The 13,091-nt window shown below is 54.3% G+C and carries 13 protein-coding genes; 3 read left to right on the top strand and 10 right to left on the bottom strand.

The window, feature by feature from the left end:
• Nucleotides 1-82 precede the first annotated feature (82 nt).
• Together M2298_RS02560 and M2298_RS02555 are read right to left on the bottom strand one after the other, a co-directional pair.
• Nucleotides 83-1,240, bottom strand: coding sequence for an MFS transporter (locus tag M2298_RS02560; protein ID WP_280648191.1), 1,158 nt, complete (start codon nt 1,238-1,240; stop codon nt 83-85).
• Between the two features lie 76 nt (nt 1,241-1,316).
• Nucleotides 1,317-2,681, bottom strand: coding sequence for a glycosyltransferase family 4 protein (locus tag M2298_RS02555; protein WP_280648190.1), 1,365 nt, complete (start codon nt 2,679-2,681; stop codon nt 1,317-1,319).
• A gap of 154 nt (nt 2,682-2,835) precedes the next feature.
• Between M2298_RS02555 and M2298_RS02550 the strand changes: the two genes are divergently transcribed.
• Nucleotides 2,836-3,972 carry a glycosyltransferase gene (locus M2298_RS02550; protein ID WP_280648189.1) on the top strand — a complete coding sequence of 379 codons (1,137 nt, stop codon included), beginning with the start codon at nt 2,836-2,838 and terminating at the stop codon, nt 3,970-3,972.
• Nucleotides 3,973-4,134: 162 nt separating this feature from the next.
• Complete coding sequence (locus tag M2298_RS02545; RefSeq protein WP_122963164.1) at nt 4,135-4,962, top strand: M55 family metallopeptidase; 828 nt, start codon at nt 4,135-4,137, stop codon at nt 4,960-4,962.
• Nucleotides 4,963-5,245: 283 nt separating this feature from the next.
• On the opposite strand, the gene M2298_RS02540 is transcribed toward M2298_RS02545, so the two are convergent.
• The 5 genes from M2298_RS02540 to M2298_RS02520 all read right to left on the bottom strand — a co-directional run bounded on the left by M2298_RS02540 (nt 5,246) and on the right by M2298_RS02520 (nt 10,415).
• The gene (locus M2298_RS02540; RefSeq protein ID WP_063227221.1) at nt 5,246-5,446 is read right to left on the bottom strand and encodes a cold-shock protein; all 201 of its coding nucleotides are present in this window, start codon (nt 5,444-5,446) and stop codon (nt 5,246-5,248) included.
• A gap of 224 nt (nt 5,447-5,670) precedes the next feature.
• Nucleotides 5,671-6,969, bottom strand: a complete 1,299-nt coding sequence (locus M2298_RS02535; RefSeq protein WP_122963163.1) for a nucleotide sugar dehydrogenase — start codon at nt 6,967-6,969, stop codon at nt 5,671-5,673.
• Between the two features lie 298 nt (nt 6,970-7,267).
• Entirely contained in the window at nt 7,268-7,585 is a 318-nt protein-coding gene (locus M2298_RS02530) for a 2Fe-2S iron-sulfur cluster-binding protein (RefSeq protein ID WP_173598345.1), read from the bottom strand.
• A 41-nt stretch (nt 7,586-7,626) separates the two neighbouring features.
• Nucleotides 7,627-8,037: a DUF350 domain-containing protein gene (locus tag M2298_RS02525; RefSeq protein ID WP_122963161.1), complete on the bottom strand. Its 411-nt coding sequence runs from the start codon at nt 8,035-8,037 to the stop codon at nt 7,627-7,629.
• 20 nt (nt 8,038-8,057) lie between these two features.
• Nucleotides 8,058-10,415 (bottom strand): endonuclease MutS2, encoded by a 2,358-nt coding sequence (locus M2298_RS02520; protein ID WP_173598346.1) that lies wholly within the window; start codon nt 10,413-10,415, stop codon nt 8,058-8,060.
• 197 nt (nt 10,416-10,612) lie between these two features.
• Between M2298_RS02520 and M2298_RS02515 the strand changes: the two genes are divergently transcribed.
• Complete coding sequence (locus M2298_RS02515) at nt 10,613-10,987, top strand: phage holin family protein (RefSeq protein WP_063227226.1); 375 nt, start codon at nt 10,613-10,615, stop codon at nt 10,985-10,987.
• 51 nt (nt 10,988-11,038) lie between these two features.
• On the opposite strand, the gene larB is transcribed toward M2298_RS02515, so the two are convergent.
• From larB to zapA, 3 genes are all read right to left on the bottom strand, one after another.
• Nucleotides 11,039-11,809 carry a nickel pincer cofactor biosynthesis protein LarB gene (gene larB, locus M2298_RS02510; RefSeq protein ID WP_173598347.1) on the bottom strand — a complete coding sequence of 257 codons (771 nt, stop codon included), beginning with the start codon at nt 11,807-11,809 and terminating at the stop codon, nt 11,039-11,041.
• Nucleotides 11,802-12,662 (bottom strand): ATP-dependent sacrificial sulfur transferase LarE, encoded by an 861-nt coding sequence (gene larE, locus M2298_RS02505; RefSeq protein WP_280648235.1) that lies wholly within the window; start codon nt 12,660-12,662, stop codon nt 11,802-11,804. Before larE ends, larB begins: the two co-directional genes overlap by 8 nt.
• A 77-nt stretch (nt 12,663-12,739) precedes the next feature.
• Nucleotides 12,740-13,015, bottom strand: coding sequence for a cell division protein ZapA (gene zapA / locus M2298_RS02500; RefSeq protein WP_063227229.1), 276 nt, complete (start codon nt 13,013-13,015; stop codon nt 12,740-12,742).
• Nucleotides 13,016-13,091: the final 76 nt, after the last annotated feature.

Below are 13,091 nucleotides of genomic sequence, written 5' to 3'. Positions count from 1 at the left end.
GTCCGCTTTTAGCCAAAACAACGAAGCGTTTGGCACAGAAAAAGAGCCTGCTGCGAAGAAATTTCGCGGCAGGCTCTTTCGTTTACATTCCCGCACCACCCACTGAGCTTTTCGAGCTTGCCAGCATCAGGCTGTAGACGAAGGCAACTGCCGAGCATATGCCCATCGCCCAATAAAGCGCAGCGCCCCCGCTTTGCTGAAACAGCCAGCCGCCCAGCAGCGAACCGATGATGCCCGATATGCCGAAAAACAAAACGGCCAATACGGTTTGTCCGGTCGCTCTCCATTCTTCCGGGATGATTTTGTACAAGTATTGAATCGTCGCCGTGTAAAAAATGACGAACGTGACGCCTTGCGTCAGTTGCAGGTAGACCACCCATTCCGGCGAGGGTGCCAGTGCGCACAGCACGTAGCGAATGGCGTACAGCGCCGATGCGAGCATAATCAGCCTGATTTCGCTCCAGCGAGCCAAAATCCGCGCACTAATCGCGAAAAACGCCACTTCGCTCACCGCTGCCAAAAACCACGCCTGCCCGACATCTCCGGTCGTGCCTCCCAAGCTTTGCACGTACACGCCGAGAAAGCTGTCATTCGTCCGGTGCGGAGTTGCTGCGATCAGCACAAGGAGAAAGAACCGCTGCGTTTTCGGATAGAGAAAAAATCGCTTCAGTTCTGGCCAGGACAGCGGCTTGCTGCTCGCCGGAGCATCCTTCATCGCCAACGCGCACAAATAGGCAAGCACGCCGTAGCCGACAAACAGCCAGACAAGCTGTTCCATCCCCAAGCGATCGAGCGTCCAGCCGATGAACAAAGACGCTGTAGCGTAGCCGACTGCTCCAAATGTGCGAATGGAGCCAAAGCTTGTGCGATGCTGCTCAGCCATCCGATAGTTGAGACTCTCTGTCAAAGGATCGGTCGGCAATAGGAAAAAATACATCGCGCCTACGAGCAAAAACAACGCAAAAAACGGAGTCGCGCTAAACAACCCAATTCCTGAAACGATGGATAATCCCAGTGTGGCGAGAATGACCCGCTTGATCGTTTTCGTCCGGTCGCTGACCATCCCCCAAAATGGCTGCGACAAAATGCCGATAAAGGAGCCTGCGCCAATCAACACGCCGATTTGTGCCGGTGTAACACCGCGAAAGCTCAAATAAACAGGTAAAAACGAAATAAAAATCGACAGCAAGGAAAAGTAAAAAAAATTGTACGCCCGCAAACTAAGCAAAGATGTATTCACGTTCCACCTCGTTTTTGTCCCAGAATGAAAAATAGCCCCGCAGCCTGTTCCTGGCTCCCGGGGCATGGGGTCAACGTTATCTGGTCAGCAGCTCATTCATCAGGTCGGCCAACTGTCTTGCCTGCTCGCGGCGCTCGTACGGCTTGACTCGCTCGGCAAAGTCCGCTCCGCGCTCTGCCTCGCCTTTTGCCTGACTGCTGTTTTCCTTCCATTCCCGATACAGCTTCCAATAAGCTTCTTTGATCGCATCCTTCTGTTCCGGATCGGCTACTTGGCCGAGACGGAAATTCTCGATAATCTCCGTCGCCTCTCCCGCCTTGTTCAAGGCGAGTATCGGATTGCCGATGCCCATGTACTCGTAGAGCTTGCCCGGGATGTACGCCCCGGCATCACTCGACACATCCCCGATCAGCAAAAGGGCGTCGGCGCTTTTCATCAATCCGAGCGCTTCCTTGTGCGGCAAATTTCCCAAGACGCGCACGATGTCGCCCAGTTCGAGCGCCTCCACGCAGTCCCGGTTCTCCGAATAGCCGGGATAGTCAAACACGCCTGCAAAGCTGAGCATCAGCTCTTGCCTGTCCACCTTGCCTTCGTCGATCAGCTCGCGGATTGCTTGCAAGAGTAGCCGCGGATTGCGCTTTTGATACAAAATGCCCGCGTAGACAGCGTGGAATTTGCCGGGAGCCGCGTGACTTGGAGCAAGCCCTTGGAAATCGCCCTGATCGAAGCCGTTGTAGATCAGCTCCATCCGTTTGATTCGCTCCTGGTGCTTCTTGCGGAAGTTTTCGGCAAAAGTCGCCGTTACTGTCGTAATCGCATCCGTTTTTGCCATTACTCGCGCTTCCATCCGCTCTTCCAGACGTTCGCGCCACGGAATACCCGAAGTGTGCATGTTTTGCGTCCACGGATCGCGGAAGTCTGCCACCCATTTGCAGCCAAATTCGTCGGCAAGCTTTTCGGCAATCAGATGGTTGGTAACAGGCCCGGAGGTGGAGAAAATCATGTCGATTTTTTCCTGACGCATGATTTCCCGCCCGAGCTTGAGCGCATTGGGCAGCCAAAGAATTTGATCGTCCGGGATCAACAAGTACGGCTTGACCTTTTTCAGGACGTTCACGATCTGCTTTTTGACCTGCGCTTTCAACGATGGACGCGCGCCGGTGTTTGCCACGGCAGTCGAGCCGCTCCCGCTTGCCGCAGCAGCTTGTCCTCTGCCCGGCAACAGCTTCCACTCTTTCGCCCGATGAATGCTGACGTCAGCCGGAAGCTGGGTCAAAAGCGTTGGATCAAGCGTTGCATGGTAAGTCGGATCGACGGTAAGCACGTGCACGTTCCAGCCGAACTCCCCCAAATATTTGGCCATTTTCAGCGGCCGCGGCACCCCTCCGCCCCCGATGGGAGGAAAAATGTAGCATATGATCAAAACGTTATGCGCCTTCATGTATGTAACCGTCCTTCTCGTTTTTACGTTTTCCATCCTAAACGATACCACAAGTGCTGTCTTATTGCGAATCTATCAGCCATCTGCTATAGTGAGAATGGCTTTGGTTAAACCTTCGACAGAGGTTTTCTTACTAAGATTCGGGTGAAATTACATGAGCAAACTACGAGTCCTCCACGTGATTGGCGGGGGGGAATTTGGCGGTGCGGAACAACATATTCTCAATCTGGTCTCCACGTTTCCTGCGGAAGAAGTCGACGTTGCTGTCGTCTGCTTCTACGATTCGCTCTTTGCCAAAAAGCTGAGGGAAGCTGGCATCAACGTGATTGCGTTAAACCAGTTCGGGCGATTTGACATTCGTCTGCTACAAGCTTTGCGGCAGACTTTTCTTTCGTTTGGTCCAGCGATCATCCATACGCACGGAGTGAAGGCCAACTTTTTTTCCCGGCTTGCCGCGCTTGGCATGAATGTACCGCTATTGACTACGGTGCACAGTGCGCTGCGCTTCGACTATGCGGGCACGCTGGCGTACGCGATTGTCAGCCTGATGGAACGGAGCACGCGCCACTGGAATCGGCATTACATCGCTGTCAGCGGCGCCATTGCCGACGATTTGCGCGCGCAGGGCGTGAAAAATTCCCAGCTCAGCGTCATCTACAACGGCATGGACTTGTCTCCTTATCAGCAAGATCAGCTGCGTGAAGCGGACCGCAAACGTTTTCGCGCGGAATGGAACGTGCCTGAGGAAGCCTTTTTGTTCGGAACCGTAGCGCGATTTGTTCCGGTCAAAGGACTGCCGATCCTGCTCGACGCCTTCCATACTTTTGCACAGAACAACGGCAATGACGCTTATTTGGTCATGATCGGCGATGGCCCGGAACGTCCACTGCTGGAAGCGAAGGCGCAAGAGTTGGGCCTCGTGGATCGCGTCCGGTTCGCCGGGTTTCGTCAGGACATCCCTTCCTGCTTGCATGCGATTGATGGCTTTGTTCATTCTTCCTTGTATGAAGGGCTGGGCTACACGCTCATCGAAGCGATGGCCTCCAAGGTGCCTGTCGTCGCCAGCAATGTCGGCGGCGTGAAAGAGTTCGTCTTCCAGGAGCGCACAGGCTTGCTCGTCGAGCCAAACGATCCTGACGCTCTGTCCAAAGCGATGGAGCGAATCTGGACCGAGCCTGCACTGCGGGAGACATTGGTGCAAAACGCCCTGGAAAAAGTCGAGGCAACCTTCACCATCCAGCAGATGACCGCTGACATTTTGACGCTTTATCGCAAGCTGTTGAACAACTGAAAGCACGGATGCCCTGCACAGGCGCTTCCCGTGCTTTTTTGGCTGCAACCTGAAAGTAAAAACTGTTTGAAGAATCTGTATTCATGGTTGCCTCCAGAGGGACAATCTGGTTACATAGAACTGGGACGATTTTGAATCGCACGCGAAAGGATGAAACCAAACATGAAACTTTTTCTCTCCGTAGATATGGAAGGCATTTCCGGCATCGTAGACACCAGCTACATCAATCCTGATTCGGGTGTGAACTACCAGCGCGGCCGTCAGTTCATGACGGACGATGCGAATGCCGTCATCGAAGCGGCCCTCGCCAGCGGCGTGACGGAAATCGTCGTCGCGGACAGCCACAACACGATGAACAACATTTTGTGGGAAAAGCTGCACCCGAAAGCTCGTCTGCTCGCTGGCTCCCCTCGCGACTGCTCCATGATGCAAGGTTTGGACGCAAGCTTTGATGCCGCCATGTTCATCGGCTATCACACCCGTCAAGGGGTTCCTGGCGTGCTCAGCCACACCATGTCTGGTGTCGTCCGCAATTTGTACATCAACGGACGAGTCGTAGGCGAATTTGGCTTTAACGCTGCTGTAGCAGGCTTGTACAACGTTCCGGTCGTCATGGTGTCCGGCGACAATCTCATTGCCAAAGAAGCGGCTGAGCTGATTCCTGGCATTCATACCGCCATCGTCAAGGAAGCGGTATCGCGCACAGCTGCTATCTGTCTGTCGCGTGAAGAAGCGTCTGCTGCCTTGCAGGAGCAAACGAAGCTCGCTTTGGGCAACATCTCCTCGATTGCTCCGTTCATCAACACCACCCCGCTGGAGATGGCGATGGAATTTTCCCATGCCGGCCAAGCGGAAATGGCAGCGATTGTTCCTGGCACCCGCTACGAGACGGCGACAAATACCGTCTATTACAGCACGGAAGACCCGCAAGATTTGTACAAAACGATGCGGGCCATGCTGAACCTCGCTTCCGAAGCAGAATTTTTCTAGGAAGCGGCACTCGTCCATCAGACGCACAAAAAGGCAGGGCAATCACGCCGTGCCTTTTTTGCCTGAGCGCTGTGCTCATTTTGCGCTTAAACTTCGGCTGCGCTTTCGCTTTTGTCCTCTGGCTGTTTCGCATCCCGCTGTTGGACGCCTTGGAGCCGGGGCCAGTGGACAAAGCGTGTGGGACAGATGACACTGCCTCGCGAAAAAAGGCGAATGCCAGCACAAACGTTACGCGCACAAAAAAACAGACTCAGCAACTGAGTCTGTTTGTCGTTTTTGGCTTTTACAGCTTCCGAACGTTTGTCGCTTGAGGGCCGCGTTGACCGTTTTCCACGTCAAACTCTACTTCCTGTCCCTCATCCAAGGATTTGTACCCGTCTCCTTGAATCGCGGAGAAGTGAACGAATACGTCATCTGCCCCATCTCTCTCGATAAAACCGAAACCTTTTTCGCTGTTGAACCATTTTACTCTACCACGTTCCATTTTTGCCTCCTAGCATGTATCACTTACATGACATTGAAATATGATCTTACCTGGTTACTATTGCCATAAAAACGGGGAGTTATACGTGAAAACAGCGAAACGCAAAATCGGTTTCTCCTGTACGTGCTGACAGGAGCGATTCTCGCGTAAAAAACCTCCGCAAACGCTGCATGTGACGCTTTGCGGAGGCTTCCCTTGTGGAATGCTGTTCGCGTATTTATTTGTTAAATGCGGACAACCGTCGCTTTGCTGACCGAATCGAGCGGAATGCGGTTTTTCGTGTCAAACAGGATCGGCGAGTCAGCCATTTTTTCTGCTACCTCATCCCAGTTCACTTCGGCAAATTCTTTTTGCACCGCCGTCAAATACAGGGCATCAGCGCCGCGCACGGCTGCTTCCAGAGAGTCTGCCTTGTGCTCGTACGCAGTCGGAACAGCCGGGTCATACGAGCGAACTTCGACGCCTTTGGCGAGCAACAGCTTGATCAGGTCATGCACCGGGCTGACGCGGTCGTCGTTGGAGAAATCTTTCATCGCCAAGCCCAAGACAGCTACACGGCTTCCTGCGAGTGACTTGCCTTTTTGCTTCAACGCTTTTTCCAGCATGCCGATCAGCACTTCCGGCACAGCGTCGTTCGTGAGGCGCGCCTGCTGCAAAATCGGCAGGGACACTTCCAGCTCGCGCGCTTTCGGTTGCAGGTAGTACAGGGCGTTTGGCAGGCAGAAGCCGCCTACACCCGGTCCTGGGGTCAACAGGTTCACACGCGTGTGCGTATTGGCGACCTTGATCAGTTCAAACGTATCGATCCCGAACGCCTCGGCAAAACGGGCAAACTCCTGCACCATGGCGATATTCACGTCACGCTGGATGTTTTCGATCACTTTGGCTGTTTCCACGACGCGGATATCCGAGATAGTAATGTCCGTTTCGCTGATGACGGACAGCAGCTCTTTGCCTTTTTCGGCACTGATCTCGTTGATCCCGCCGAGCACGAGCGGCATGTGGATGAACTCTTCAAAAGCTCGTCCCTCCGCAATTCGCTCGGAGCAATACGTGAGGTAGAAATCGACGCCTGCGACCAGACCGCTCGCCTCTTCGAGAATCGGCAAAATCACTTCTTCTGTCGTTCCCGGGACGACCGTGCTTCTGATCATGATCGTATCGCCTTTTTTCAGCACGCCCCCAAGCGTTTGGGCACAGTTTTTCAACGGGCCGAGGTCCGGGTCGCCGTTATGCACTGGCAAACCGGCTGTCACGATATAATGATCGACTTCCGCAGCCGCTTCCTCGTAGGAGGTCGTAGCGCGGAACCGCTTCGCTTCTATTTGTTCTTTCAAAATTTCCGGCAAAGTCTTCCCTTGATAGGACTCCAGGTGGTGGGAGTGACCCGCATTAATTTCATCGACGACGTGAGGCAGGACGTCAATGCCGACAACGTTTGCTCCTTTCATGGCATAAGTAAGAGCAAGCGGCAAGCCGACAAACCCTAATCCCACTACAGCTACGCGTACAGGCTGAGTCATTGCGTATCTCCTCTTTCACGTTCTCTAAGGTAAGGTCCGGGTGACCAAACAGTCACGCGGCCAACTTGCAAAACTGCTTACGACAGATAGTAAATGCCCGCAGCGATAAAAAGCACGCACAATCCTATGAGGACCTTGTACAACGTCTCCAAGGCTGCTCCTCCCCATGTTTCAAATTGTAGGCTCGGCCCTGTCCAAGAGGGCATGGGACCGCACCCGATTGGGAAAAAAGTGCGGAACTCTCTGCCAAATCCTAATTATACTCTCGATTGAAATATCGTTCAACCAGGGTTTCTTTTCAAGCAGAGCCGGAACTGTCCAAAAAAACGGTCAACGGCCCGCTCACGTAAACCTGACAAGCAAGCCGATACCCTTTTTGCGCTGCGTCCCCCAGACGGTATTGCTCTGTCGCAGAAGGAGCGGGAGCAGAATCTGCGGGAATATTTGCTCTGACCATACAAGTCCGGCACTTTCCGGTGGTACAGAAAAAATCGATCGGCATCTGCGCGCGCACCAGCGCCATGAGCAAATTTTCCCCATCTGCCATGGCAATGCTGTGCTGCCTGCCATTTTCCCAGACGATCCCTGCAAACTGCTGTGGCCGTTTGTCTTCCACACCGCTTCCCTCCTTCGCTGCGTCGAAAGCACGACTGCGCTCTACCTGGACAGGCTGACTCCGATAATATAAGAAAAGCCGATGGACAGGACCATCGCAATAAAGCCGATCGCCCTGTTGTCATTGGCTATTTCCTGATCCACCTTGAACGAAGGGGTCATAAATTCAAAAATGAAGTACGCGACCAATAGCAGGCAAAATCCGAATGTGCCCCAGATCAGCGCTTGCCCCAAAGAAAGATTCGCCTGAATCGAATAGCGGAAAATGTTGGCGATCCCGAAAATTTTTCCGCCTGTTGCCATCGCGACGGCCATGTTTCCACGTTTCAGCTCTGCCCATACGTGATAACGCGTCACGAGTTCGAAGACGACCAAAAACAAAATCATCGCGAGTCCCGTAACGGTAAAGTAAGCGGCAGTTGCAAAATATGGATTGTGCATAAGGCCTGCCATGGAATCTCCTCCCGACATCTCTATTTCAGTTCGGCTATCGTAGCGCCAACGCCGCCCTCACCTTGACCGCCGAGGCGGAAGGACTTGACGTTGCGGTGGCTGCGCAAGTATTCGTGCACTCCTTTGCGCAAGACGCCTGTGCCATGCCCGTGAATGATCGATACGGAGTGCAGCCCGCCCAAAAGCGCATCGTCCAGGAATTGATCCATCTCCCGAATGGCATCCTCGACGTTATATCCGCGCAAGTCGAGGTCCATTTTGATGCTGGCTGTCCGGCGATTGACCGATGTGTACGGAGCAGCCTGCGGCTTTTGCGTGATCGAGTTTTGCACATTCATGTCATCTCGTCTGACTTTCATCTTCATGATGCCGATCTGCACGAGAAACTCGTCGTTATTCACTTTTTCCAGCACAGTTCCTTTTTGTCCGAAACTGGTGACCATGACTTCGTCGCCCACCTTGATCTGGGTGGCGCGAACGGCTCTGGCCGGCTTCTTCACTTTTTCCTTTTCCAGCTCAAGCACTGCGTTGCCGAGCCGCTTTTTCGCCTCGATCAGGCGGTGTTCCTTGATCTCGACGCCATCGTCGCGCATCTCGCGCAGTTCGCGAATGATCGTCTCCGCCTCTTCTTTGGCCAGTTGGACAGCGATCCGCGCTTCTTCTTCGGCGCGTTCCATCAGCTTGTTTTTCTCTTCGGCAAAACGGGCGCGCTCTTCATCGAGCTGGCGACGCAGTTCTTCCGCTTCGCGGCGCAAGGAGGCGGCTGCAGTTCTGTCCGCTTCTGCCGATTTGCGGTTGCGTTCAAGGGAAGCAATCATGCTTTCCACCTGGTTGTCTTCCTCGCTAATCGAGCCGCGAGCGACTTCGATGATCGCTTCCGGCAGCCCCAATCGTCTGGCAATGGCAAAAGCGTTGGACCGCCCTGGCACGCCGACGAGCAAACGGTAAGTCGGGCGCAAAGTTTGCACATCGAACTCCACGCTGGCGTTGATCACTTCCGGTCTGTCGTACGCATACGCCTTCAGCTCGCTGTAGTGGGTCGTTGCCACCATCCGCGCGCCGGAGTCAATCACATGGTCGATAATCGACATGGCGAGCGCAGCCCCTTCTGTCGGGTCTGTACCCGCTCCCAGCTCATCGAACAGCACCAGACTTTTCTCATCCATTTTTTCCAGAATGGAGATGATATTGGTCATATGGCTGGAAAAGGTGGAAAGGCTCTGCTCGATGGACTGCTCATCCCCGATATCGGCAAAGACGGAGGAGAACACCGTCATTTCGCTCTCTTCCTCTGCCGGGATATGCAGCCCCGACATCGCCATCAGCGACAACAGCCCGATCGTTTTCAACGAAACGGTTTTACCGCCCGTGTTCGGACCAGTCACGACAATCGCCTGATACTCTCCACCCAGCTCGACGTCGACAGGAACGACGACTTCTCGCGGGATCAGCGGATGCCGCGCTTTTCTCATCTGCAAATAACCGCGGTCGTTCAGTTTGGGACAGACTGCCTTCATGCTCCAGGCGAGCTGTGCCTTGGCAAACAGGAAGTCAAGCTCAGTCAGCGCATCGACATTTTCGCTCAGAGCTTCCACCGCAAAGGAAACTTGCTCGGTCAAAATGTACAAAATGCGCTCAACCTCGCGCTCTTCACGCAAGCGCAGTTCGCGCAGCTTGTTGTTCATCGACACGATTACTTCCGGCTCGATGAACAAAGTGGCACCAGACGCGGACTGGTCGTGGACAATCCCGCCAAAGACGTGGCGGTATTCCTGCTTCACCGGAATGACGAAGCGATCGCCGCGGATGGTTACGATGTTTTCCATCAACATTTTTTGATACGAGGAGGAGCGCGTCATCTGATCCAGCTTCTCACGGATGCGCGATTCCACCTGCCTGATTTCTTGGCGAACCTGACGCAGCTCGACGCTGGCACTGTCCAGCACATCGCCGTTTTCATCGATGCAGCGGCGAATTTCCATTTCCAGCTCGCGCAAGCCCTCGATGCGCTCTGCCTGTAGCTGAAGCAGCGGCAAGTCATGGTCCTGGCACATATCCAGCAAGAAATTTTTCAAGCGACGGCCAGCCATGATCGTGCTGGCAATGTCCAAAAGCTCCAGCGGGGCCAGCATCGCATTCAGCCTGGCTCGTTGGACGGAGCTTCTGATGTCGCGAATGCCTCCCAATGGGGCGCTGCCTTTCAAGCGGAGTACCGTAGCAGCTTCCTGCGTTCCTTGCTGGGCGATTTTGACCTCGTCCAGTTGAACGAACGGCGTCAGCTCTGCTGCTTTTTCTTTTCCATATGTGCAAGATGCCTTGTCAACTAACAGGGCGATAATTTTATCGTATTCCAAAGTTTTTAAGACCCGTTGTTCCACTGTATCCTCCTTATTTCATCAGCGGCGACCGTCGGACTGCGCGGATGAGTACCACGGTCTGAACCTTCAATCACTACGATTTCCTCATTATATCACGCCAGCGGTTTGAAGGATAATTTTACACGCCTCCTGCTTGGCATAGTTCCGCCTGGAAAGAGCCAGAATGAAAAAGAACCAATCCAAAAGGAGGAGTATCCATGACGATCATGCGCCATCTCGTCCGCTTTGTCGTCGCTGCCGTCGTCCTGATGTTCGTCGGATTTCTGGTTCCCGGATTTTCCGTTAGCAGCTTCTGGACAGCATTTCTTGCCGCTGTTGTAATTGCCCTGTTGGGCTGGGTTGTGGAAGCCATGTTCGGAGACCGCATTTCCCCGTACAACCGCGGAATCATCGGCTTTCTAGTCAGTGCAGTCGTGATCTATCTGACTCAGTTCATCGTTTCCGGTTTCCATGTCACGGTCATCGGAGCGCTTTTGGCTTCTCTTGTGATCGGGATCATCGACCTGTTCATTCCGATCAAGACTCACATGGACATGCGCAATGGCGATGCCGGAAACCGCCAGGAAACGTAAGAGAGCTTTTCGTGAAAAGAGCCAACCCGTTATACGCGGGCTGGCTCTTTTTCAGCTTGTTCCGTCATCTATGGCACTTGCGGCAGACTGGCGATGAATCATACCAGCCAGGTAGCCCGCGCCGAAACCGTTGTCGATATTGACGACCGCTACGCCGTTGGCACAGGAGTTGAGCATGGTCAAAAGCGCCGAGACACCGCCAAAGCTGGCCCCGTATCCGACGCTGGTGGGCACGGCGATGACCGGCTTGTCGACGAGTCCAGCCACTACGCTGGCGAGCGCTCCCTCCATCCCTGCGACACAGACGATGACGCTTGCCGACCTGATTTCCTCCAGACGCTGGAACAAGCGATGGATGCCCGCGACGCCGACATCGACGATAACCCGGGCTTCGCTGCCAAAGCAGCGCGCGGTCCAGGCCGCTTCCTGCGCCACCTGCCAGTCCGACGTTCCGGCTGCCACGACGGCAACGTAGCCGTCCCGTTGCGGCACCAGCGGCTCGTGTGTGGACAACAGCAAGCGCGCTTCTGCGATGTACTGGACATCCGGCCAACTCTCCCGAACTGCGCGTGCCTGCTGCTCACTCACCCGGGTAACCAAAACAAGCTTTTGATGCTCGCGCAGCTTTTCCATGATTCCGAGCAGCTGGCTTGCGCTTTTCCCCTCCCCGTAGACGACTTCCGGGAAGCCTGTTCGCTCCGAGCGAGCCAGATCGAGCGTCGCATAGTCCAGGCGGCTGATGCCGCGAAGCTGCTCTTCGCCTTGCTCCACGCTGAACTTTCCAGCGGCTACCTTTTGCAAAATGTTTTTGAGATCATCCATGCTTGGCCTTCACTTCCGTTTCCAGTACAGCGTTCATGCTCCCGGTCTGATATCCGAACAAATCGAGGGTGACGTACGAAAAGCCGATTTCCTGCAACGCTTGGTGGATGTCGGCATGGTGGGCAAGCAGCCGCTCAAACTCTTGCGGACTGACTTCGATTCGCGCAATCGTGTCGTGGTGCCGGACTCTGACCTGGTGAAAGCCGAGGCTGAGCAAAAACCCTTCCGCCCGATCCACCTGGTCGATTTTTTCCAGCGTAATCGAGGAGCCGTAGGGAATCCTGGAAGAGAGACAGGCAAAAGACGGCTTGTTCCACGTAGACAGTCCCATTTCTTTGGAGAGCGCGCGGATGTCTTCCTTATAAAATCCGGCTTCCTGAAGCGGGCTGCGCACCCCTCGCTGGGCTGCGGCTATACGGCCCGGGCGGTAATCGCCGCGATCGTCCATGTTCGCTCCGTCGCAAATGACGGCTTTCCACTCGTTTGCCTCCGCCAGCTTGCCGAGGTGCTCGTACAGGCCGTCTTTGCAATAAAAACAACGATTGGGCGGATTGGACACAAAATTCGGATTTTCCATTTCGCGAATTTCCGTCGTGACAAACCGTGCGCCAAGCTTGGCGGCCAGAAACTTCGCCGCTTCAAACTCGCGCGTGGGAAACGTCTCCGAAGCCGCCGTCACGGCAATCGCCTGCTCGCCTAGCTCCTCAATCGCTCTCGCCAACAGAAAAGTGCTGTCCACTCCCCCGGAAAACGCCACCAGAACCGTTCCCATCTCGCGCAGGACAGCTCCCAGCCTGTCGTTCTTTTCCGCCAGCGTCCACCCTTCGCTGCCTGTTGCCATACGTTTATCCATCTCCACAAGCTGCCCCTCCTTTGTGTCCAAGCTTTTGCCGCACAATGCGAAAAGAGAGGCCGCAGCCCCTCTTTCCCTTAATCTATCGGCTTTTCATTTGCATCTTCCTGAAGGATCTTCAGCAGTTCTTCGTACTCTTGACGCAAGCGGAAGTATTCATCCGCGATGTTCACCGCAGAGAGTACGGCAATTTTAGCCGTGTCCAATCGATGGTTGCCGTTCGCGATTTCGTTCATCTTGTCATCAACGAAACCGGCCACCATGCGTATGTGATTGACACTTGCCTTGCCACTGAGCCGGTATTGTTGGCCGAAGATATCCACCGTCAAACGATTTTTCCCATCACCTTGCACGAGGGGTTCCTCCCTACTGCGACCTTTGCTCTACTGTATCCTTTTTAGGTTACTGAAAATGTCAGAGTTCGTCAAG

This window comes from Brevibacillus sp. 1238 (assembly GCF_029892995.1).
Classification (GTDB): Bacteria; Bacillota; Bacilli; order Brevibacillales; family Brevibacillaceae; genus Brevibacillus; species Brevibacillus parabrevis.
Note: the sequence above shows the minus strand (reverse complement) of the source record. Positions and strands in the feature narration are given on the sequence as shown.